Source organism: Actinocorallia aurea (assembly GCF_054783995.1).
Window position 1 is genome coordinate 34,095 of record NZ_BAAGPQ010000035.1, and the last position, 19,710, is coordinate 53,804.

At 72.7% G+C, this 19,710-nt stretch carries 24 protein-coding genes; 10 read left to right on the forward strand and 14 right to left on the reverse strand.

What is annotated here, in order from left to right; translation table 11 throughout:
• Positions 1–41: 41 nt before the first annotated feature.
• A complete protein-coding gene (locus ACYVOM_RS36825) occupies positions 42–509 on the reverse strand; it encodes a rhodanese-like domain-containing protein (RefSeq protein ID WP_460308235.1) in 468 nt (155 codons plus the stop codon).
• A 93-nt stretch (positions 510–602) separates the two neighbouring features.
• Here ACYVOM_RS36825 and ACYVOM_RS36830 point away from each other — a divergent pair, with 93 nt between their 5' ends.
• Positions 603–1,076, forward strand: a complete 474-nt coding sequence (locus ACYVOM_RS36830; protein ID WP_460308236.1) for an Lrp/AsnC family transcriptional regulator — start codon at positions 603–605, stop codon at positions 1,074–1,076.
• Between the two features lie 89 nt (positions 1,077–1,165).
• On the opposite strand, the gene ACYVOM_RS36835 is transcribed toward ACYVOM_RS36830, so the two are convergent.
• The 3 genes from ACYVOM_RS36835 to ACYVOM_RS36845 all read right to left on the reverse strand — a co-directional run bounded on the left by ACYVOM_RS36835 (position 1,166) and on the right by ACYVOM_RS36845 (position 3,288).
• Positions 1,166–1,531 (reverse strand): hypothetical protein, encoded by a 366-nt coding sequence (locus ACYVOM_RS36835; protein WP_460308237.1) that lies wholly within the window; start codon positions 1,529–1,531, stop codon positions 1,166–1,168.
• A 260-nt stretch (positions 1,532–1,791) separates the two neighbouring features.
• Positions 1,792–2,565, reverse strand: a complete 774-nt coding sequence (locus tag ACYVOM_RS36840; protein WP_460308238.1) for a phosphatase PAP2 family protein — start codon at positions 2,563–2,565, stop codon at positions 1,792–1,794.
• A 138-nt stretch (positions 2,566–2,703) separates the two neighbouring features.
• The gene (locus ACYVOM_RS36845) at positions 2,704–3,288 is read right to left on the reverse strand and encodes a TetR/AcrR family transcriptional regulator (protein ID WP_460308239.1); all 585 of its coding nucleotides are present in this window, start codon (positions 3,286–3,288) and stop codon (positions 2,704–2,706) included.
• A 147-nt stretch (positions 3,289–3,435) separates the two neighbouring features.
• On the opposite strand from ACYVOM_RS36845, the gene ACYVOM_RS36850 reads away from it, so the two are divergent.
• The 3 genes from ACYVOM_RS36850 (at position 3,436) to ACYVOM_RS36860 (ending at position 5,772) form a co-directional block, all read left to right on the forward strand.
• On the forward strand, positions 3,436–3,927 hold the full coding sequence (locus ACYVOM_RS36850) for a MarR family winged helix-turn-helix transcriptional regulator (RefSeq protein ID WP_460308240.1): 492 nt from the start codon (positions 3,436–3,438) through the stop codon (positions 3,925–3,927).
• A 158-nt stretch (positions 3,928–4,085) separates the two neighbouring features.
• A complete protein-coding gene (locus tag ACYVOM_RS36855; RefSeq protein ID WP_460308241.1) occupies positions 4,086–5,582 on the forward strand; it encodes a ferredoxin reductase family protein in 1,497 nt (498 codons plus the stop codon).
• A 43-nt stretch (positions 5,583–5,625) separates the two neighbouring features.
• Positions 5,626–5,772: a hypothetical protein gene (locus ACYVOM_RS36860; RefSeq protein WP_460308242.1), complete on the forward strand. Its 147-nt coding sequence runs from the start codon at positions 5,626–5,628 to the stop codon at positions 5,770–5,772.
• 3 nt (positions 5,773–5,775) lie between these two features.
• Here ACYVOM_RS36860 and ACYVOM_RS36865 read toward each other — a convergent pair whose 3' ends face one another.
• Positions 5,776–6,858: a TetR family transcriptional regulator gene (locus ACYVOM_RS36865; RefSeq protein WP_460308243.1), complete on the reverse strand. Its 1,083-nt coding sequence runs from the start codon at positions 6,856–6,858 to the stop codon at positions 5,776–5,778.
• 201 nt (positions 6,859–7,059) lie between these two features.
• Here ACYVOM_RS36865 and ACYVOM_RS36870 point away from each other — a divergent pair, with 201 nt between their 5' ends.
• The gene (locus tag ACYVOM_RS36870) at positions 7,060–7,815 is read left to right on the forward strand and encodes a DNA-formamidopyrimidine glycosylase family protein (RefSeq protein WP_460308244.1); all 756 of its coding nucleotides are present in this window, start codon (positions 7,060–7,062) and stop codon (positions 7,813–7,815) included.
• Here ACYVOM_RS36870 and ACYVOM_RS36875 read toward each other — a convergent pair.
• Both ACYVOM_RS36875 and ACYVOM_RS36880 read right to left on the reverse strand, forming a co-directional pair.
• Positions 7,778–8,587, reverse strand: a complete 810-nt coding sequence (locus ACYVOM_RS36875; RefSeq protein WP_460308245.1) for a TIGR02452 family protein — start codon at positions 8,585–8,587, stop codon at positions 7,778–7,780. The two genes, ACYVOM_RS36870 and ACYVOM_RS36875, sit on opposite strands and share 38 nt — an antisense overlap.
• A gap of 186 nt (positions 8,588–8,773) precedes the next feature.
• Positions 8,774–9,055, reverse strand: a complete 282-nt coding sequence (locus tag ACYVOM_RS36880; protein ID WP_460308246.1) for a GlsB/YeaQ/YmgE family stress response membrane protein — start codon at positions 9,053–9,055, stop codon at positions 8,774–8,776.
• Positions 9,056–9,310: 255 nt separating this feature from the next.
• Between ACYVOM_RS36880 and ACYVOM_RS36885 the strand changes: the two genes are divergently transcribed.
• Positions 9,311–9,838 (forward strand): hypothetical protein, encoded by a 528-nt coding sequence (locus tag ACYVOM_RS36885; RefSeq protein WP_460308247.1) that lies wholly within the window; start codon positions 9,311–9,313, stop codon positions 9,836–9,838.
• Positions 9,839–10,001: 163 nt separating this feature from the next.
• On the opposite strand, the gene ACYVOM_RS36890 is transcribed toward ACYVOM_RS36885, so the two are convergent.
• Together ACYVOM_RS36890 and ACYVOM_RS36895 are read right to left on the reverse strand one after the other, a co-directional pair.
• A complete protein-coding gene (locus tag ACYVOM_RS36890; RefSeq protein WP_460308248.1) occupies positions 10,002–10,787 on the reverse strand; it encodes a hypothetical protein in 786 nt (261 codons plus the stop codon).
• A 307-nt stretch (positions 10,788–11,094) separates the two neighbouring features.
• Positions 11,095–12,135, reverse strand: a complete 1,041-nt coding sequence (locus ACYVOM_RS36895) for an alcohol dehydrogenase catalytic domain-containing protein (RefSeq protein WP_460308249.1) — start codon at positions 12,133–12,135, stop codon at positions 11,095–11,097.
• Positions 12,136–12,234: 99 nt separating this feature from the next.
• On the opposite strand from ACYVOM_RS36895, the gene ACYVOM_RS36900 reads away from it, so the two are divergent.
• Positions 12,235–12,522 carry a DUF1330 domain-containing protein gene (locus tag ACYVOM_RS36900; RefSeq protein WP_460308250.1) on the forward strand — a complete coding sequence of 96 codons (288 nt, stop codon included), beginning with the start codon at positions 12,235–12,237 and terminating at the stop codon, positions 12,520–12,522.
• Between the two features lie 125 nt (positions 12,523–12,647).
• On the forward strand, positions 12,648–13,460 hold the full coding sequence (locus ACYVOM_RS36905) for a DUF72 domain-containing protein (protein ID WP_460308251.1): 813 nt from the start codon (positions 12,648–12,650) through the stop codon (positions 13,458–13,460).
• Here the strand turns inward: ACYVOM_RS36905 and ACYVOM_RS36910 are convergent.
• Positions 13,378–13,908 carry a DinB family protein gene (locus ACYVOM_RS36910; protein ID WP_460308252.1) on the reverse strand — a complete coding sequence of 177 codons (531 nt, stop codon included), beginning with the start codon at positions 13,906–13,908 and terminating at the stop codon, positions 13,378–13,380. The genes ACYVOM_RS36905 and ACYVOM_RS36910 overlap by 83 nt on opposite strands.
• A 66-nt stretch (positions 13,909–13,974) precedes the next feature.
• Positions 13,975–14,853, reverse strand: a complete 879-nt coding sequence (locus tag ACYVOM_RS36915) for a nucleoside hydrolase (protein ID WP_460308253.1) — start codon at positions 14,851–14,853, stop codon at positions 13,975–13,977.
• Between the two features lie 298 nt (positions 14,854–15,151).
• Here ACYVOM_RS36915 and ACYVOM_RS36920 point away from each other — a divergent pair, with 298 nt between their 5' ends.
• Positions 15,152–16,111: a VOC family protein gene (locus ACYVOM_RS36920; RefSeq protein WP_460308254.1), complete on the forward strand. Its 960-nt coding sequence runs from the start codon at positions 15,152–15,154 to the stop codon at positions 16,109–16,111.
• A gap of 44 nt (positions 16,112–16,155) precedes the next feature.
• Here the strand turns inward: ACYVOM_RS36920 and ACYVOM_RS36925 are convergent, their stop codons facing one another.
• A complete protein-coding gene (locus ACYVOM_RS36925) occupies positions 16,156–17,340 on the reverse strand; it encodes a cytochrome P450 (protein ID WP_460308255.1) in 1,185 nt (394 codons plus the stop codon).
• 90 nt (positions 17,341–17,430) lie between these two features.
• Between ACYVOM_RS36925 and ACYVOM_RS36930 the strand changes: the two genes are divergently transcribed.
• Positions 17,431–18,252: an SAM-dependent methyltransferase gene (locus ACYVOM_RS36930; protein WP_460308256.1), complete on the forward strand. Its 822-nt coding sequence runs from the start codon at positions 17,431–17,433 to the stop codon at positions 18,250–18,252.
• 3 nt (positions 18,253–18,255) lie between these two features.
• Here ACYVOM_RS36930 and ACYVOM_RS36935 read toward each other — a convergent pair whose 3' ends face one another.
• A complete protein-coding gene (locus ACYVOM_RS36935; RefSeq protein ID WP_460308257.1) occupies positions 18,256–18,444 on the reverse strand; it encodes a ferredoxin in 189 nt (62 codons plus the stop codon).
• Positions 18,438–19,628: a cytochrome P450 gene (locus ACYVOM_RS36940; RefSeq protein WP_460308258.1), complete on the reverse strand. Its 1,191-nt coding sequence runs from the start codon at positions 19,626–19,628 to the stop codon at positions 18,438–18,440. Before ACYVOM_RS36940 ends, ACYVOM_RS36935 begins: the two co-directional genes overlap by 7 nt.
• Between the last annotated feature and the right edge of the window lie 82 nt (positions 19,629–19,710).

Genomic DNA, 19,710 nt, shown 5'->3' on the forward strand with positions numbered 1-19,710 from the left:
GCCATCCGGGTCGGACAGAACGCGCAGCCGACGGGATCCGGTCAGCAGGCGCAGGACGGTCCGCCGAGCGGCGCGGTCAGCGGGTCGGCGGGCCGGGTCTGGACGCCGTCGGCGGTCTCGACGGGGAAGCCCTCCCGGATCCAGTACTCGATGCCGCCGATCATCTCCTTGACCCGGTATCCGAGCAGCGCGAGGGCGAGGGCGGCCCGGGTCGCGCCGTCGCAGCCCGGCCCCCAGCAGTAGGTGACGACGGGCACGGCCGGGTCGAGCAGGGCCGCCGCCTTCTCCGGGATCTCACGGGTCGGCAGGTGGAGCGCCCCGGGGATGTGCGCCTGGTCCCAGGCGGGCAGGGCGCGCGAGTCGATGAGGACGAACCCGGGGTCCTGCGAGGTCAGGGACGCGCGGACGTCGGAGACGTCGGTCTGGAACGCGAGCCGGGCGGCGAAGTGGGCGGCGGCCTCGGCGGGCGCGGCGGGCGGGGTGCTGAGGACGGGCGGTAGCGTTTGCATGTCCGAAATCGTAGATTTCGCGGCTTTTCCCGGGAAGTGACGATCCACGGCCTTACCTCTGATCGACCATGGATCCCATGGTAGAAACTCAGCATGACCAGCGAATCCCTGGACGAAACCGATATCCGCCTGCTGGAAGCCCTCCAGGCGGACGGAAGGGCCAGCTACGCCGAACTCGCCCGCGCCGTCTCCATGTCGCCGAGCGCCGTCACCGAGCGCGTCCGGCGCCTTGAGGAGAGCGGCGTGATCACCGGGTACGCGGCGACGGTCGACCCCGAGGGGCTGGGCCTGACGATCCTCGCCTTCGTCCGGTTGAAGTACCCGACGGGCAACTACAAGCCCTTCCACGACTTCCTCGACACGACCCCGGAGATCATCGAGGCGCACCACGTCACCGGCGAGGACTGCTTCATGCTCAAGGTCGTCGCCCGCTCGATGCGCCACCTGGAGCAGACCACCGGACGGATCGCCGGGCTCGGCTCGATCACCACGAGCGTCGTCTACTCGAGCCCCCTCCCCCGCCGCACCCTCACCGGGCGGTCTGCGGAACCCGGCCCGGGACGCTGAGAAGGGCGCCCCCCGAAAAGGGCGCCCTTCCCTCGGACCCACACCCCGTCCGGCCGCCAACACGACGCCCTGACGGTGCAGCCCAGGTTCTACCGGTGGCCGTGGCCGTGGTGGCCGCCGTGGTGGTGGCCGTGGTGGCCGTGGTGGCCGTGGTGCTTGCCGCCGTGGTGGCGGTGGCCACCGTGACGCCAGCCGTCGTCGCCGCCGCGGTCCCAGCCGTTGTTCCAGCCGCCGTGGCCACCGCGGTCCCAGCCGCCGCCGCCCCAGCCGTTGTTCCAGCCGTCGTGACCGCCGCGGTCCCAGCCGTTGTTCCAGCCGCCATGGCCGCCGTGGTGGTGTCCGTGCCCGCCGCCCGTCGGCACCGCCGCCGAGGCACCGGGCGACGCCCCGAGCAGCGCCGCGCCGACGATGGCTCCCGTAACGGCGATGCGCCGTGCGATCGAGGTCGCCTTCATGTCGATTCCCCCTCGTCATTGAGGTCACATTCTGTGACCGACAGTGACCACACTCTCACGGATTGCGACAAGGCCCGATTGATCTTGAAATACTCCCCCAAGCTCCGGCCAACCCCGACAAAATCAGAAGCCATGGGTGATCACGGCCGTCAACCTGGACCCACGGGACCGCCATCCCGCCACGCCCCACAGAGCGGACCGCCAGAAATCCACCAGAAACAGGTAGATCTCCAACTTCTGAGCCGGCTCTCATCGATTCCTCAGCTGGAGGGCGCCGGCGCGCGGCCGGTCAGCTCCCCGGGAACGGCCAGTGCCGCCGCACCGCGCTCCCTCCCCGGCGACGGCAGCAGCAGCAGGATCCCGGTGAGCAGGACGATGACGGTGATCCCGTCGAGCCAGTAGTGGTTCGCGGTCGCCACCACCACGAAGACGGTCAGCGCGGGATGGGCCAGCCACAGCCAGCGCCAGCGGGAGCGGCCGACCGCGATCAGCCCGATCGCCACCACGAGGGCCCAGCCGACGTGCAGCGACGGCATCGCCGCGAACTGGTTGGCCAGGCCGCCCGTCTCGACCTCGCCGTAAGGCGACGGCCCGACGAGCTGCCCTGTGTCGACGAGCCCGAACGACGGCACCATGCGCGGCGGGGCCAGCGGGAACGCGAGGTGCAGGAGGAGCCCCGCGGCGGTGAGCAGGGTGAGGGCCCTTCGGACCCATACGTAGTGCGCGGGATGCCTGCTGTACATCCAGACAAGGAACACGATCGTCGCCGGGAAGTGCACCCCGGTGTAGAAGATGTTCGCGGCCTTCGTCCACACGTCACCGTGCAGCAGGACCGACTGGACGGCGGTCTCGGACGGCAGTTTCAGCCAGCGCTCCCAGTCCCAGACCCGGGAGGCGTTCACGAACGCCTCGGCGACGTGCCCGTTGGCGAGCAGCCGCCCGAACCGGTACACGAGGTACAGGACGGTGATCAGCGCGAGTTCGCGCAGGAGCTTGGGGCGGGAGACGGCGGGGGCGGGCTGCGGCGGGTGCAAAACCGGCTTCTTTCTTGCGGAACCGTCCAGGAGGCGACGGCTGTCCCCGGCGGGGGGCCGGAGACGGGTGGGACAGGGGCGGGAGGAAGGCGCGCGGGGGCCGTCCGCCCGCGTCGTCGGGGGCGGTCCGCGCCGAGGTCAGAGGCCCAGGGCGGGCGCGATCAGGTGATCCACATAGCCGTCCAGGAAGTCCTCCCCGACGGGCTGGCCGAGGAGGCCCTGCCCGAAGAACGCGCCCAGCAGGGCGCCGCGCACGTAAGGCAGGGCCCCGCATCCGGCGGCGATCTCCCCGCGGGCGACCGCCCGCGCGATCAGCCGGTCGGTCACCTGGGAGCCGGGGCCGGGGAAGTGCGCGCGGAACGCCTCCAGCAGCGCGGGGTCCCGGTGAACGGCCTGCGCCATCGCCCGGTTCAGCTCCGAGTCGCGCCGCTCGGCCAGGGCGGCGAGATAGCGCTTGAGGTCGCCGCGCAGCGTGCCCGTGTCGATGTCCTCGGCGCACAGCGCGCCGCGCCACCGCAGGGCCCGGACGACGAGTTCGGGCTTGCCGCCCCACTGCCGGTAGATGGTGGCCTTGCTCATCTTGGCGGACGCCGCGATGTCCCCGACGCTGAGCAGCTCATAGCCGTCGGCGCGCAGCCGCTCCAGCACGAGCGCGAAGAGTTCGCCTTCGCGGGAAGGCGAGACCCTGCTCTTGCGGGTCTTCACCGGACCGTCGCTCGGCATCGCGGCCCCCTTAAGTGAACGATCGAGTTTCTTTACGATAGGGCGACGGCCAGGTGAACGGCGGGGTTTCGCACGAGACATCCCTCACAGGCCCCGGCCGTCCCGCGGCGGCGCCCGACGCTTGAGCGGTCAAGTTAGGCTGGGCGCATGGACGAGGGGGCGCCGCGCTGGCTGACCGACGAGGAGATGCAGGCGTGGCTGGGGCTGACCAGCATGCTGATCCGGCTGCCGTCGGCCCTGGACGCCCAGCTCCAGCAGGACGCCGGGATCAGCCACTTCGAGTACCAGGTCCTGGCGGGCCTGTCGATGCGCCCCGACCGCACGATGCGGATGAGCGAGCTCGCCGAGGTCGCCGACGGCTCCCTGTCCCGGCTGTCCCACGCCGTCTCCCGCCTGGAGAAGCAGAGCTGGGTCCGCCGCACCCCCGATCCGGCCGACGGCCGCTACACCCTCGCCGTCCTCACCGAGACGGGCTGGGAGAAGGTCGTCGCGACCGCGCCCGGCCACGTCGCCGCCGTCCGGCGCTATGTCTTCGACCCGCTCACCCGCGCCCAGGTGCGCCAGCTCACCGAGATCGGCCGGCGCGTCACCCGCGCGCTCGACCCCGACGGGTCCTGCCCCACCACCCGGTTCGCCTGACTTACCCGGACGATCCGGGCGCGTCGGCGTGCCCGCATCTCGTCAAGACACGCCCCGGTTGATGATCGGTCGGGTAACGCGCAGGTCAGGACTGCTTTCACGGGCCGTCTGATCGGGGATTGATGCCTGCGGGGCCGCACACCGACGGGAGGAGGGCGATGACGACGTCAGGGAAGACCGCGCCGTCGGGGGAGACCGCTCCCGCATCCGGCCGGTTCGGTCAGGCGGACCTGCTCGGCGCCCTCGGCATCGCGTCCGTGGTCGCGGTGCTCTGGCTGTGGACGCGCTACCACGGCCCGCCCAGCCTCGCCTCCTCCGACACCGCCCTGTGGTCGCTGGGCCTGCTCACCGGCCTGCTCGCCGCCGACCTCATGGTGCTCCAGGTGCTGCTGCTGGCCCGGGTGCCGTGGGTGGAGCGGGCGTTCGGCCACGACAGGCTGATCCGGCGGCACCGCTGGGTCGGGTTCGCCTCGTTCTGGCTGATGCTCGGCCACCTGGCGATGGCGACGGCCTGCCGGGTCTCCCCCGGCCTGCCCGGCGTGGACACCCGGCTGTGGGACCTGTACGTGCACCGGCACTGGATGCTGTTCGCGACCGCCGGCACCTCGCTGCTGGTGCTCGTCGTGCTGGCCTCGCTGCGGCCGGTGCGAAGACGGATGCGCTACGAGTCCTGGCACCTGCTGCACCTGTACGCCTACCTGGGCATCGCGCTCAGCTTCCCGCACATGGTCGCGCACGGCACCGACTTCCGCGATCCGGTCGCGCGCGCTTACTGGTGGGCGCTGTTCGGATCGGCGCTGACCGTCGTGCTGCTGTTCCGCCTGGCGCTGCCACTGTGGCGGTCGGCCTACCACCGGCTGCGCGTCACCGACGTGCGGATCGAGGCGCCCGGCGTCGTCTCGGTGACGATGGCCGGCCGCAACCTCGACCGGCTGCGCACCCGCTCCGGCCAGTACTTCATCTGGCGCTTCCTCGACGGCCCCGGCTGGAGCCGCGGCAACCCGTACACGGTCTCGGCCGCGCCCCGGGGCGACACGATGCGGATCACCGTCAAGGCCGCGGGCGACGGCAGCTCACGGGCGGCGTGCCTGGCCCCGGGCGTCCGGGTGCTCATCGAGGGCCCGTACGGCACGCTCACGGCCGCGCGCCGCAAGAACCCCAGGATGCTCATGATCGCCGCGGGGATCGGGGTGACGCCGATGCGGGCGCTCCTCGAGGACACCCCGTTCGCGCCCGGCGAGACCACCTTCATCTACCGGTACTCACACCACGAGCACGCCGTCTTCGCCGACGAGATCCGCGAGATCGCCGGCCGGCGGGGCGTGGAGGTGCACTTCCTGCCGGGCCGCCGCCGCTCCGGCCTGTCGTGGCTGCCCGCGGGCTCCGAGCACGCCGACGACGCCGAGGCGCTCAAGCACCTCGTCCCCGACATCGCCCAGCGCGACATCTTCGCCTGCGGTCCGCCCGCCTGGCTCGGCGCGGTCCGCCGCGCCATGCGCCGCGCGGGCGTGCGTCCCGACCAGATGCACACCGAGGACTTCGCGTGGTTAACCGGTCTGTACTCGCTGGGCCCGGTCCCCGGCCTCTTCGAGAACCCGGCTACGCCGGGGAGCCCGGGAAGCGGGTCGGGCCCGATGGCTGAGCACGGTGCGTGAGCTCCGGTTCAGGGTCCGAGACGTCCGCGAGGAAGGGAGACGCATGCGCCGCGTCACGCTCTGGATCTGTGCCACAGTCGCCGTGCTGGTCCTGCTGTGGGCCTACCAGGTGAACCTCGCCGAATCCGGCAAGCCCGCGCGTCCGCAGCAGTTCAGCCAGACGAACGTGCCGCGGATCGGGCCCCGATAGGGATCAGCCGGCCGTCGCGGCGGCGTGGCAGGCGCCGTATCCGTCGGCCCGCGCGACGATCCTGCCTCCGCGGACCAGGACCGCGGCCTGGGTGGTGTCGCCCGCGCCGCCGAGTCCCGCGGCCGCGGCCACGGCTCCGTCCCGGTCGTGGACGACGCGCAGCGAGGGAAGGGCGTAGGGCGGGAAGGCCGCGCGCAGGCAGGCGGCGGCCTCGGCCACGGCGAGCCGCGCCAGCGGCCCGAACTCGCGGGGCTCGGCGCACACCGGGACCACGGTGACAACGCCGTCGGGCAGGCCCCGGACCGCCTCCTCGACCGCGCCGAGATGCCGCATCCCGAGCACGGCGACGACCCCGTCCGTGGCGAGGTCGGCGGGCACGGCGCGGACCGCGTCGACGGCGTTCGGCGGCGTCCACGCCTCGTCGACGGGGCGGGCCTTGCCGACGTAGGGAAGGTGCGGCGGGTCCCAGGGATCCTCGGGGGTCGCGGCGGCGAGCGCGCCGCAGGTCCGGATCAGGTCGAAGGGCTCGCCGAAGCCGGGCGCGGCGGCCGCGAGGGCGGCGGCACCGTGCAGGAGGGTGAGCGCGTGCTCGGCGGTCCGGACGCGGCGGCCCCGGAAGGTGCGGGCCGGGTCGATCCGCTCCAGCGCGAGCCCGAGCAGCAGCGCGTCCAGCGCCACGAGCCCGCTGTAGGCCTGCCGCGCCGCCTCGTCCACGGCGATCTCGGCCAGGACCTCCCGGCCGAGCCGCGCGGCGGCCCCCGGCTCGTCGAGCGCCAGCGGCTGCCGCCCCGTCCAGGCCCGCGCGAACTCCGTCAGCGCCACGACGGGATCCGCCGCGGGGGCGGGTTCGAGGCCGACCGGCTCACGGAACGCGGCGGCCTCGGCGGCACCGGCCAGCACCTCGAAGTACAGTGCCCGCTTCCCCGGGAACCCGGAGTAGACGGCCCCGCGCGTCATCCCGGCCCGCGCCGCGATCCCGTCCACGGTCGCCCCGCGGAACCCCACGGCGAGGAACTCCTCCCGAGCCGCCTTGAGCACCCGCCTCCGCGTCTCCGCCTGCTGCTCGCCCCTGCTCCCGTCCGCCACGCCGCGCCCCTTTCGATGTCCTCACCAGATGATGTCATCATCTGGTGAGGACATCGACCACTTTCAGGCGGTTTCGGCTGCGGCGACACGGCCGGAGAGCCGCCGAGAAAGGCCGCCTTCTGGCGAGCGGGAGCCGATGACGCCGCGCAGAACACCGGGAGTCGACCGGTACGCCCGACGGGCCTCTGTGATGATGGAAGGGTGCCGGAAGGTGACAGTGTGTGGCGGGCGGCGCGCAACCTGCGGCCGGTGCTCGCGGGAAAAGTGCTGCTGGAGGCCGATCTGCGGGTGCCGCGGCTGGCGACCGTCGATCTGACGGGCCGGACGGTGCGCGAGGTCGTGCCGCGCGGCAAGCATCTGCTCTTCCGCTTCGACCGGTTCGTCCTGCACAGCCACCTGCTGATGGACGGGGCGTGGAAGGTGTTCCCGCCCGGCAGGCGGCCTTCCGGGCCGTTCCACCAGATCCGGGCGCTGCTGCGCACCGAGGCGGGCAGCGCCGTCGGATACCGGGTGCACCAGTTGCGGCTGGTCGCCGACGAACGCGAGGTCGTCGGGCATCTCGGACCCGACCTGCTCGGGCCGGACTGGGACGCCGATCTCGCCGTCGCCAACCTCGCGGCGCGGCCCGAGACGCCCATCGGCGAGGCGCTGCTCGACCAGCGCAACCTCGCCGGGGTAGGCAACATCTTCAAGGCCGAGATCCTCTTCACCGGCCGCACGCATCCGCGGACTCCCGCGGGACGGGCCGACCTGCCCGCCCTCGTCGAGATCGCGCACCGGCTCCTGGAGGCGAACCGGGAGCGCCCGCGCCGGGTCACCACCGGCTCGGCGGCCCAGCCGATGTGGGTGTACGGGCGGGCGGGGCGGTCGTGCCTGCGCTGCGGGACGCCGATCCGGGTCGCGGGGCAGGACGACCGCGTCACCTACTGGTGCCCGAACTGCCAGCCCGCTCCTTGAACCGTCCGGCGAACGCGCGGTACTGCGGGGTGGCGCGGCCCGGATCCCAGACTGCCATGGCGACGTGCGCGAACGCCCCGGCGAAGGGGCCGTCGAGGAGGTCCGCCCAGACGGCGGCGACCTCGGCGGGGTCGTTGCGGAACACGCCGCAGCCCCAGGCACCGAGCACAAGCCGCTCGTGGCCTTCGGAGGCGGCCAGCGACAGCACCTTGGCGGCGCGCAGGCGCAGCAGCGCGGAGACGTCGACGTCCGGAGGCAGCGCGCCGCGGTTGGGTGCGGGCGAGGTGAGGAACGCGACCTCGTACGGCTCTTCCAGCAGAGCGCCGGACTCCTCGCGGAAGACCGGGACGGCCGGCGAGTAGATCATCCGGTCGGAGTAGCGGGCGTCGCCCGCCGCGCGGTGCGCGTCGTAGAACTCGGCCTGGAAGCGGCGCAGGGTGGGGTAGAGCGCGGACGCGCGGGCCAGCGCCTCCTCCTGGGCGTGCGCGCCGCGCAGGAAGCCGCCGCCGGGGTTCTTGGCGGACGCGAAGTTCAGCGCGGCGACACCGGGCCCGAGCCTGCGCGCCGCCTCCAGCGTCGTCTCCGGGGTCAGTTCGACGACGGTGCCGTGCGGACCGCGCCGCGGCGCCGCGAACCCTCCCGGCTGGACGAGCCGGGCCGCGGCCACCGCGCGCGGCACGTCGAGCGCGACGGTCCGTCCGCCGACCCGGTAGGACCCCGCCTCAAGGATCGCCACGGTCTGCTCGGCGACCGCCTTCCTCTTTACTCTCATAGTGAGAACATCTCATCCCGGCACCTCGCGGGCAACCGGTTTTCCGCGTTCCGCCCTTGCCGGATCGCCTTGCCGCGCCCTGCCAACACCATCGCCTTGCCGACGCGAAGGACGCCGCACCCGCCTTCAAGGTCGGGTGCGGCGTCTGCGGGGCGGCGCGATCGGGACCGCGCCGCGCGGGACCGGTCAGTAGCGGCCGGTGCGCGACCTGCCGCCGCGCAGCGCCGAGACGAGCCCGACTCCGACGGCCGCCAGGCCGATCTGGAAGGCCAGCTCGATCCAGTCGACGCCGTCGGTGACGGCCACGCCGACTTCCTGGGCCAGCGCGGTGCCCAGGAGCGCGGCGAGGATGCCGACGCCCACGGTCAGCAGAACGCCGATCGGCTGGCGACCCGGCAGAACCAGCCGGCCCAGCATCCCGACGATCGCGCCGATGACGATGGCGGTGATGATCCCTGCGACGGTCATATGCCTCTCCACTCACGATTGGTGTCGCAGCGATACATTCCCCTTGACCATTCCTTGAATCACGATTTACTGAAAAGAGATGTGGATCACGCCATTGTGCACAGAGAGTGAGCAGATCACGGAAGGCGATCTTTCAGATCACGGCACAATCTCGGAAGAAATGTGTTTATCTTTACGTGATGGGGAAGATTCCTTGACGAGGGCCCCGGCCAGGAGCCGGGTCCCGCCGACCGTCCGACAGCAGAGAGGCACACGATGACCAGCGAGAACCTGGGGACCACGGCGACGCGGGATCGCGAGGCCGAGGCCGTCCACCAGGAGATCGACAGCACGCGGCGCACGCTCGGGCAGACCGTCACGCTGCTCGCCGACAAGGCCGACGCCTCCGCCCGCGACCACCTGCGCGCCGCCCGGGAGAAGGCGGGTCATGCCGCGCGCCGTCCGGAGCGCGGCAAGGGCGTCGCGCTCGCGGCGGGCGCGCTCGCGCTCGGTGCGCTGGCCTGGGCCCGGTCCCGCCGAGCGCACCGCCCGGTCGCGCGTAAGGACCGCGCCCTGCGGGCCGCTCGTTCCTTCGGTGAGGGGGCCGTCAGCCAGGGCCGCACCGTCCTCACCCATCCCGTGGTGACCGGCACCGTCGAGCGCGCGCGCACCGCGGCGCAGACCCCGACGGGCCGCTCCCGCCTGGAAGGCGCCTCCGCCACCCTCGGCGCCCTCACCGCCCTGGCGCTGGCCCGCCGGGCCGCCCGCAGCACCCCCGACCGGACGCCCGGCCGGGACGCCTGAACCGGGCCCTGGGCCCGGCCCGGGGACCCGGCCTGGACAGGGGCCCGGCTCGGGGACCCGGCCCGGGGCCCGGCCCCGGACGCCCGAACCGAGAACGCCGTGCCCCCTGCCCTGGAGGGCAGGGGGCACGGCCCCGTCCTCTCGGTCGCCGCGCCGCGACGGTTCAGATCGGGCGCCTGCGGACTCCTTCGCGTTCGAAGTCGTAGAGGGTGCTGTTGATGCGGAGGGCGTCGACGGCACCGATGAAGGCGTTGTCGCGGCCCTTCTGGAACTGGACGGCGTAGGTGACGACGGCCTTCGGCAGCTTCTCCTTCGCGTGCGAGAAGGTGCACGGCTGCGCCAGGGTGCAGCCGATCGTCGCGCCGGTCGTGCCGGTGGCGAACCAGGCCCCGCCGGCGGCCGCGGCGTCGTAGGTCTGCCACCGGCCGGGGCCCGGAGACGCCGGGGCCGACGGGCTCGCCGAGCGGTCCGGCAGGTAGACGAGCGTCGAGTAGGTGACGTTCTTGTCCAGCTTCGGGTCGATCTCGAAGGAGATCCTCGGCAGGGACACCCCTTCGATCGAGTCCATCGCCGTGAAGATGGAGTACCGGAGGGCGCGGATGTCGGCGATCCGGAATCCGGCGAAGTCCGTCTCGTTGCCGTAGGCGATCTTCTCGTCGTCGGTGGCGGTGCCCGGGTTGGGGCCCGCCGCGACCAGGAGCCCGAGGCTGCCGCGGCCGGAGGGCGGCGGCTGGGTCGCCGCGGGGGTGGCGGTGGTGCGCCCCCAGGGTCCGAAGCGCAGCTCGGCGACGGGCGACCCGATCGAGTTGCGGCCGATGACACCCCACTTGTCGGAGTAGGGATCAGCCGCCCGCACGATGTTCGCCGCCGCGGGGGCTGCCGTCGCCGCCACACCGCCTGCCAGGACCGCGCCGCACAACGCCAGCGCCGCCCGCCGGTTCACCTTCACACGCCCTCCTCGGCCTCCCCGCGGTCGGGCCGCCCGGACGGCGGCGCGCGGTAGGCACCGCGGGATCCGCGCGTTTCCTGCCCTCCCGGCCGCCCCGCGAAGTCCGCGCGGGGCCCTTTGATCAATTCTTTAGAAGCCGGAATACTCCGATGTCCCGCGCCCCCCGACAAAGGATGGGAAAGCGTTTCGCCGCATTGGCCACGGGCCGTCCACGACGTACGTATCCCCAGGTAGGCGCGGGTTTTCCGGTACGTCGAATTTCACGCGGTCCTTCGTTCCGGCTGCGGCTCCCCGCGCCAGGGGAGGGTCAGATGAGGGAGATGACGGCGCGGCCCGCCAGGGCGCCCTCGCGGAGGGCCGCGTAGGCGGCGGGGGTGTCGGAGAAGGGGTAGAGGGCCACATCGTTGCGGAGGTCGCCGGAGGCGGCGAGGGCGAGGACCTCGCGGAGGTCGGCGACGGACGAGCCCTGGAAGGTGAAGATCTCCGCGTCCTTAGGGAGGCCGCCGAACCATGGGCGGTCGTAGGTGCCGCCCCCCGCTCCGACAAGGCCGAACGCGCCGCCGGGGGCGACCGACCCGACGCCGGCGCGCAGGGTGGCGTCCGCGCCGACGAAGTCCAGGACGGCGTCGGCTCCGTGCCCCGTCAGCTCGCGCACGGCGCGGACGACACCCCGGCCGCCGACGATCGTCTCGTGGGCGCCGAGTTCGAGCGCGCGGGCGAGGGCGTCGGGGTCGGTGTCGACGGCGACGATCCGGGCTCCCGTGAGCAGCCGCAGGAACTGCACGGCGAACCCGCCGAGCCCGCCCACGCCGATGACGACGGCGGTCCCTCCGTCGGGGACGCGCGGGAGCACCCGCTTGACCGCGTGGTAGGAGGTCGCGCCCGCGTCGGTGTACGGACCGGCCGTCACCGGGTCCAAGCCGGGCGCGAGCCTTACCAGCGCCCGGACGGCGTCCTCCACGAGGACGTACTCGGCGAGCCCGCCATCGCGGCCGTACCCGCGCCCGTAGGGCCGCTCGGGGCAGACGCTGTCGAGGCCGCGGGCGCAGAACCGGCAGGAGCCGCAGGACGCGGGCGACACCACGGCCACCGCGTCGCCTTCGGCCACCCCGTGGACGCCGTGCCCCACCGCGGCGACGTGCCCGGCGGTCTCGTGCCCGAGGGTGAAGGGAGCGTGCCAGCCGAGCGCCCTGCCGACGTCGGCGGTGATCCCCTGCATCGCCAGGTCCGAGTGGCACAGCCCGCATCCGGCCACCCGCACCAGGGCCTCGCCCGGTCCCGGCTCGGGCACCGGCACCTCCGCGAATCCGGGTTCCGCCAGCCATTCGCCGAGCCGGTAGGCCCGCATCGTCCCTCCCACAACACCTCCGCACGCCGCAGTCCTCCCGTCTTACCGTGAATCACCGCATACCTGGCACAACCGAACCGCATTCGTTACTTTGTCCACATGACGGTCTACGCGGTGGCACAGATAGCGATCCACGACCGGGCGCGTTACGACGCCTATGTCCGGGGCTTCATGGACGTCCTCATCTCCTACGAGGGAAGGCTCCTGTCCGCCGACGAGAAGCCCGAGGTCATCGAGGGCGAGTGGTCCTACGAGAAGGTCATCCTCATGTCCTTCCGCGACGCCGACGCCTTCCGCCGCTGGGCCCACTCCCCCGAATACCAGGAGATCTCCAAGGACAGGCTCGCCGCCACGACCGGGGTGGTCCTCCTGGCCCGAGGCATCTGACCGAAACTTGAGCTTCCCCAGCCTTTCCTCCGGAAACGCCCCCAGTATCGGACCCGGGCCCCGCGGGGCCCGGCACCGCACGACCCGGTGCCCGGGACGAGGTGCGCGAGGGGGGTGCTCGACGGATGGACGAGGTGCTGGTGGGGACGTCCGGGTGGATGTATGACGACTGGCGGGGGCGGTTCTATCCGCGGGACGTCGCCAAGAAGGGCTGGCTCGCCTATTACGGCGAACGGTTTCGCACGGTCGAGAACAACAACGCGTTCTACCGGCTGCCCGGCCGGGAGACGTTCGCGGACTGGAAGGGAACGGTTCCGGAAGGCTTCGTCATGGCCGTCAAGGCGAGCCGCTACCTGACGCACATGAAGCGGCTGCGCGAGCCCGTCGAACCCGTCGCGCGGCTGATGCGGGCCGCCGAAGGGCTGGGCGCCGCTCTGGGGCCCGTCCTCCTCCAGCTCCCGCCGACGCTGCGGGCCGACCCCGACCGTCTGGACGCCTGCCTGCGCGCCTTCCCCCGGGGCGTGCGCCTCGCGGTGGAGTTCCGCCATCCGTCCTGGTGGACCGACGACGTCCGGGCCGTCCTGGAGGCGCGCGGCGCGGCCCTCGCCTGGGCCGACCGCCTCGGCCGCCCCCAGAACCCGCTGTGGGCGACCGCCGACTGGGCCTATCTGCGCCTGCACGAGGGCACCGCCTCCCCCCGCCCCCACTACGGCGACCGAGCCCTGCGCACCTGGCTCGACCGCCTCGCCGACGGCGGCCCTTTCACCCGCGCCTACGTCTACTTCAACAACGACCACGGCTGCGCCGCGATCCGCGATGCCGAACGCCTCCGCGCCCTCGCCCCGGCCGCCGGCCTCACCGCCCCGCCGAGCCGAGCGCCGCGTGCAGCAGCCGCAGCGACCCGATCTCGGCGACGTTCTTCACCAGCTCGACGCTGACCCAGGCCGCCGCCTGCGCGAGCGTCCGGTCCAGCCCGAACAGGGTGACGGTCCTTCCGTCGAGTTCGGCGTCCGACACCTCCGCGAGGCGCTCGCGCCACTCCGCCGCGAGCCCGCGCAGCCACGCGGCCGCCGCGTCCGCCGACCCCGGCCAGGCGATCTCCGCCCGGCCGGGCGCGCCCGCGCCGAAGCACTCCCCCGCCGCCGTCGTCCACCAGAACCCGATGTGCCACATCAGCCAGGCGATGGTCGGCGTCGGCACGGGCTCGGGCTCGGTCTCCGCCCAGTCCGCGGTCCACCCTCCCGCGCCGTCCGGCCGGATGGTCCAGGACACCGGAGACGGCTCCCAGAGGCACTCGGCGTCCCCCAGGCCGTCCAGGTGGTACTCCAGAAGCGCTTCGGCGATGTCGAGCTGGTCCAGGAGCAGGGCTGCGCGTGCGGTGAGCATCCCGGCAGTCTTGCCGACGGGCGGGCGCCGCGCACGCGGGTTCTCTCGCGCCCGGCGAAGCGGAGGTCAGTCCCGGCCGGTGAACACGCGAAAGAACGCCTCGTGGTCGAGGGCGGTGGCGAGGAAGGTGCGGGTGCCCTCGGCGGGACGCCCGCCCCAGCCGCCGGGCTCGCGGCGCATCTCGGCCTCGGCCCAGACGGCGAGGTCCGGGACGAGCGCGCAGCAGGCTGCCGCCGGGTCGTGCAGGAGCTTGCCGTCGCGGCGGCGCCGCAGGTACAGCTCCATGCCGCGGTGGATGAGCGCGAGCGACGGCGACCCCTCGGCGTGCGGCGCGACGCGCTCGTGGAACGCCCGGTCGTAGCGGATCGCGTGCGTGACGTTCTTGCCCACGAGGTCGCGGCGGGCGATGGGCGCCTCGGGGGCCAGCGCGCGCAGCACCGCCCGCGGCGCGCCGTTGAAGTTGAACGTGGGGCACACGTCGCGCCCCGCGAACTTGGGCAGCCGGTGCTCCGGCGGCACGAGCGCGTCACCGGCGAAGCCGCCCTGCGCGACCCACCTGTCGAGCCGCGTGTCCGGGCGCTCCTCCAGCAGCGCGCCCAAGTGGTGCGGTGGGCCTCCCGTGACGAGCACGGCCCGCGGACGCGCGCGCAGCACGTCCGCCAGCACGGTGACGGCGGGGCCGTCGGGATCGGCCGGGCGCCAGGAGCCGAGCCAGCGCCGGTGGAACCCCGACACATATTCCCGCCCGTTTTCCGGGTCGGCGCCTCCGACGGGCACGTCCGGCCGCCCCAGCAGGGCGAGGACCCGGCGGACGAGCCCGATCTGGTCGGCGGAGCCCGGCGTGACCGTCACCGCGCGCAGCTCCGCTCGGGGATGCCCCGCGAGCAGGCACAACGCCAGCACGTCGTCGGGGTCCTGGGTCTCGATGTCGAGTAGCACGTCCATCTCCTGCGCCTCCTTGGGGGCGGCGGGGGACGCGCCGAGCCTAGCCCTGTCCGGAGGGAAGGGCGACGGGTTTTAGCACCCGCCGGAAGCCCCAGAAACTCTCACAGAGTGACCAATCCTGCGATTTCTGCAACATTGGCTGCTTGAAGTGATTTAATCATCACCCAACGTGGCCGACCGGGACATTAACGGGCGGTCCCCCCGTACTGACCGCGACGGCTCGATGCCGTCCCGTGGTCGCGCGCGCTTTCGGAGGGCGCCGCGCGGCGCGGTCAGCAGACACGTCATGGAGAGATTCGTGAAGGTTCCCAAGATCGCGCGCGCTCTGGCCCTGGGGCTGGTGCCGGTGCTCGCGCTGGCGTTCCCCGGCACGGCGATGACCGAGGACACGGCCGACCGGCCCGGCGTGAGCGGCCCGCTCGGGGCGCCCGACCACATCGGCTTCGCCGTCGCCGACATCGACGCGGCGGTGCGGTACCTGAGAGCGGGCACCGGCAACCGGTTCACCCAGATCAGGACCACCCAGCCCGTCGTGGCCGTCGCGGGCTTCGGCAGCTCGCGGGTGGACGTCCGCCGCGCCCGCACGCTGCGCGGCGCGCCGAACATCGAGCTCCTGCAGGCCCCCGCGCCGGGCCCCTGGGCCGCGACCCCCACGCAGGCCAGGCCGTACCTGTCCTACGACGTCGCCGACGTCGACGACGCGGCCGCCAGGATGTCGAACGCGGGCTTCCAGCGGGTCTCCGACAGCGGCGCGTTCGCGTTCTGGAAGGGCGCGGGCGGCGTGCTGGTCCAGCTGGTGGAGGTCTCGGCCGCGCCGGGCGGCCAGGACGCCGGGCAGCCGCCCGGCATCGACCTCGGCGCGGTCCGCAACATCTCGATCCTGCCGTGCCCGATCGCCGCGGTGCGCACGCAGGTCGCGTCGGTCTCCGGGATCTCCTTCTCCCCCGAGGTGTCCTACGACATGCCCTGGGACCTGTCCAACGGCTCCTCGGTGTTCGTGCACGAGACCGTCGAGCTGGGCGACACCGACGACCCGTACGTCAGCGTCGTCACGCAGTCGCCGGCGCTGCCGCAGAACGCGTGCACGACGACCAGCACGCCCTTCTACCCGGTCTTCCTCACCGGCGACGTGCCCTCGGCGGGCGCCCAGATGGACGCGGCCGGCTTCTCCCGCCTCGCCTCGGTGTCGCCGATGGTCTCGCTGCACCGCGCGGCGGGCATCTCCGTCGAGATCGCGCACACCAGCTTCCTGCCCTGACCCCTGGGTGGAGGGCCCGGCGGCGCTGCCGGGCCCTTCGCCGGTCAGCGCCTGGTGAAGCCCGTCGGCAGGGAGGCGAAGCCCCGGTTGTTCGACGAGCCGACGCGGACGGCGCTCGCCTCGTCGATCTCGTAGTCGGCGATGGCGGAGCTGAGCGTCTGGAGCGCGATCCTGGCCTCCAGCCGGCCCAGGATGGAGCCCAGGCAGTGGTGGCGGCCGTAGCCGAACGCCAGGGAGCCCGAGGTGTCGCGGCCGAGCACGAACGCGTCGGGGTTCTCGAACACCGCGGGGTCGTGGTTGGCGGCGCCGGTCATCAGCAGGACGCGCGACTCGGCGGGGATGACGGTCCCGTGCACCTCGACGTCGGCGACCGTGGTGCGCGCGATGGTCTGCGACGGCGGGTCGAAGCGCAGGGTCTCCTCGACCCAGTCGTCGATCCGGCCACCGAGCGCGAGCGCCTTCTGGTCGGGGTGCGACCAGGCGCCGTGCCAGGCGTTGCCGAGCAGCAGCATGGTGGTCTCGATGCCCGCGCCGACCAGGAGGATGAGGATGGACACGACCTCCTCGGGGGTCAGCCTGTCCTCGCCCTCGGCCGCGTCGAGCAGGCCGGAGAGCAGGTCGTCCTGCCTGACCTTGGCGCGGTCGATGGTCAGCTCGGTGTAGTAGCCGACGAGCGCGCCGACCGCGGCCATCGCCGACGGCGGCAGGTCCTTGACGGGACCGCCGTCCGGCTCGCGGTACATGATGGCCATGCCCAGGTCCCGCACCTTCGCGCGGTCGGACTCCGGCACGCCGACGAGCTCGGAGATGACGTCGGTCGGGAAGCCCCCGGCGAAGTGGATGAGGTCGAAGGTGTCGCCGGACAGCAGCGGCTCCAGGTGGGCCTTGGCGATCTCGCGCAGCCGCGGCTCCAGCGCCTGCACGCGCTTGTTGGTGAACGCGCTCTGCACCAGTGAGCGCAGCCGGGTGTGCCGGGGCGGGTCCATCGCCACGAAGGAGAAGATCTGCTCGGCCTGCGGGCCCCAGAACGCCGGCTCAAGGCGGAGGCCGTTCTTGCTGGAGTACCTTTCGGAGTCCTTCAGCGCGGCGACCACGTCGGCGTGCCTGGACAGCGCGTAGAAGTCGTCCTCTTCGTTGCGGTAGACGGGCGCCTCCTCCCGCATCCGCTTGTACACGGGGTACGGGTCCTTCTGGATGGCGAAGTCGAACGGGCTGTAGTGCAGGTCCATGCCGGCTGCCTTCTGGGAGGAGGGGGCGGGGGAACGATCTTTCGAGGGCCTTAGTCGATCATGTACCAAACGCTCCTGATTTACAGGAGAATGCGGTTTGTGGATATTGAAGAGGTACCTGGGGGTATCGACGCTTCCCGTGCGCACCCGGCGCGCCGATACGACTACTGGCTCGGCGGCAAGGACAACTTCGAGGCCGACCGCGAGTCCGCCCGCGTCGTCGCCGAACTGTTCCCGACCATTCGGATGTCGGCCATCGAGAACCGGCGGTTCCTGCACCGCGCGGTGCGCTATCTGGCCGAGGACGCGGGGATCCGACAGTTCCTCGACGTCGGCGCCGGATTGCCGTCCGCGGGCAACGTCCACGAGATCGCGCAGCAGTCCGCGCCCGAGAGCCGCGTCGTCTACATCGACAACGACCCGATCGTCCTGGTGCACGCCAGGGCGCTGCTGAACAGCTCCGCCCAGGGCAGGACCGCCTACCTGGAAGCCGACCTGGACGACCCCGAGCACATCCTCGGCCTTCCCGGGCTGCACGAGACGATCGACATGTCGAAGCCGGTCGGGCTGATCCTGCTCGCGGTCTTCCACTTCATGGTCGACGACGAGAAGGCCGCCAGGATCTTCCGGACGCTCCGCGAGGCGCTCGCGCCGGGAAGCCACATCGTGTTCTCCCACGCCAGCAGCGACGACCTGCCCGGCGGCCCCGAGGCGCACGAAAAGGTGAACACCCAGAGCGGAATCCCGTTCCGGGTGCGCACCTCGACGGAGATCGCCGCGTTCGCCGAGGGCCTCGAACTCATCGAGCCGGGTGTGAGCCCGCTGCCGCTCTGGCGCCCGAACATCCCCGAGGACCAGCGCGCCCGGGTCGAGGACATCTGCATGCACGGCTTCATCGCCCGCGTGCCCTGATCCTCACTCCAGGGTGAGCGCCCGGTTCGGGCAGGCCTGCACGGCGCGGGCCGCCCGCTCCGGATCGGGGCCGGCCACGGGCAGGAGCACGACCCTGCCCTCCTCGTCGTCCTGGTCGAACAGCTCGGGCGCGGTGAAGACGCACTGGCCCGCGCCCCGGCAGGCGGTCAGATCCGCCCGGAGCCTCACCATGTGACGGGCAGGGAGGCGACCCCGTAGACGAACTGCTCGGGCCGGAAGACCACGTCCTGCGGCGGGATCGCCAGGGCCAGTCCGGGAGCCCTGGCGAAGAGGCGGGGCAGCGCGACGTTCATCTCCAGCCGGGCCAGCGCCGCCCCGATGCACTGGTGGATCCCGAACCCGAACGCGACATGGTGGCCGGGCGGGCGGGTCGCGTCGAACGTGTCGGGGGCCGCGCCGAAGTGCGCCGCGTCGCGGTTGGCCGCCGCCAGCGACATGAGGACGCCCTCGCCCGCGCCGATCGTGACGCCGCCGACCTCGACGGGCTCGCGCGCGGTCCGCGCCACTCCGAAGTGCACGATCGACAGGTAGCGCAGGAGCTCTTCGGTCACCGCCGGGGCGTGCTCGGCGTCGGCCTTCAGCAGGGCGAGCTGATCGGGCGACCTCAGCAGGGTGTAGGTGCCGAGCGACAGCATGTTGGCGGTGGTCTCGTGCCCGGCGATGAGCAGCAGCCGGGCCATGAGGACCAGCTCCTCCTCGGTGAGGTTCCCGGTCGCCACCTGGGCGGCGGCCACCCGGCCGAGCAGGTCGTCGGTCGGCTCGGCGACCTTCGCGGCGACGAGCCGGGCCAGGTAGGCGTCGAGTTCGGCGACGGAGGCCGTCGCGACCTCGGGGTCGAGTTCGACGTTCAGGAAGTCGAGGCTCTTGGCCTGGAAGAACTCGTGGTCGGCGTAGGGGACGCCGAGCAGGAGGCAGATCACCAGGGAGGGCAGCGGCAGCGCGAAGTCCACGACGAGGTCGGCCCTGCGGTCCTTGGCGAGCATGTCGTCCAGGAGGTGGTCCACGGCCTCCTCGATCGACGGGCGCAGCAGGTTGATCCGCCGGACGGTGAACTCGGCGGCGAGCATCCTGCGCATCCTGCCGTGGTCGGGGTCGTCGAAGCGCAGGAACGACAGCGCGCCCTTCTCCGCGGGGACCGGCAGCAGCGTCGGGTAGGCCGGGTGGGTGTCGTCGGCGCTGAGGCGCGGATCGGCGAGGAGGCCGCGCACGTCGGCGTGCCCCACGACGAGCCAGGCGCCGCTCCCGTCGGGGAGCCGCACCCGCGCGGGCGCCTCGGCGCGGAAGGCGCCCAGCCCGGGGGGCGGGTCCAGCGGTTCCTCGCGGTGGATCGGCAGTTCGGGCGTTTCAGCGGACACGGTGACGTTCCCTTCGCCGGGTTCGCCCCGAAAGTAAACGCCCACCTCCTCACAAACAAGACTCCCAAAGTGAGAGTTTCAT

Coding starts and splice junctions, on each gene's coding strand:
- ACYVOM_RS36855 (WP_460308241.1), top strand. CDS start 4,086: ATGACGACGTCAGGGAAGACCGCGCCGTCGGGGGAGACCGCTCCCGCA.
- ACYVOM_RS36835 (WP_460308237.1), bottom strand. CDS start 1,531: ATGAAGGCGACCTCGATCGCACGGCGCATCGCCGTTACGGGAGCCATC.
- ACYVOM_RS36860 (WP_460308242.1), top strand. CDS start 5,626: ATGCGCCGCGTCACGCTCTGGATCTGTGCCACAGTCGCCGTGCTGGTC.
- ACYVOM_RS36905 (WP_460308251.1), top strand. CDS start 12,648: ATGGACGAGGTGCTGGTGGGGACGTCCGGGTGGATGTATGACGACTGG.
- ACYVOM_RS36825 (WP_460308235.1), bottom strand. CDS start 509: ATGCAAACGCTACCGCCCGTCCTCAGCACCCCGCCCGCCGCGCCCGCC.
- ACYVOM_RS36895 (WP_460308249.1), bottom strand. CDS start 12,135: ATGCGGGCCTACCGGCTCGGCGAATGGCTGGCGGAACCCGGATTCGCG.
- ACYVOM_RS36830 (WP_460308236.1), top strand. CDS start 603: ATGACCAGCGAATCCCTGGACGAAACCGATATCCGCCTGCTGGAAGCC.
- ACYVOM_RS36915 (WP_460308253.1), bottom strand. CDS start 14,853: ATGGACGTGCTACTCGACATCGAGACCCAGGACCCCGACGACGTGCTG.
- ACYVOM_RS36935 (WP_460308257.1), bottom strand. CDS start 18,444: ATGGTGAGGCTCCGGGCGGATCTGACCGCCTGCCGGGGCGCGGGCCAG.
- ACYVOM_RS36880 (WP_460308246.1), bottom strand. CDS start 9,055: ATGACCGTCGCAGGGATCATCACCGCCATCGTCATCGGCGCGATCGTC.
- ACYVOM_RS36910 (WP_460308252.1), bottom strand. CDS start 13,908: ATGCTCACCGCACGCGCAGCCCTGCTCCTGGACCAGCTCGACATCGCC.
- ACYVOM_RS36850 (WP_460308240.1), top strand. CDS start 3,436: ATGGACGAGGGGGCGCCGCGCTGGCTGACCGACGAGGAGATGCAGGCG.
- ACYVOM_RS36845 (WP_460308239.1), bottom strand. CDS start 3,288: ATGCCGAGCGACGGTCCGGTGAAGACCCGCAAGAGCAGGGTCTCGCCT.
- ACYVOM_RS36875 (WP_460308245.1), bottom strand. CDS start 8,587: ATGAGAGTAAAGAGGAAGGCGGTCGCCGAGCAGACCGTGGCGATCCTT.
- ACYVOM_RS36885 (WP_460308247.1), top strand. CDS start 9,311: ATGACCAGCGAGAACCTGGGGACCACGGCGACGCGGGATCGCGAGGCC.
- ACYVOM_RS36930 (WP_460308256.1), top strand. CDS start 17,431: ATGCGGTTTGTGGATATTGAAGAGGTACCTGGGGGTATCGACGCTTCC.
- ACYVOM_RS36925 (WP_460308255.1), bottom strand. CDS start 17,340: ATGGACCTGCACTACAGCCCGTTCGACTTCGCCATCCAGAAGGACCCG.
- ACYVOM_RS36900 (WP_460308250.1), top strand. CDS start 12,235: ATGACGGTCTACGCGGTGGCACAGATAGCGATCCACGACCGGGCGCGT.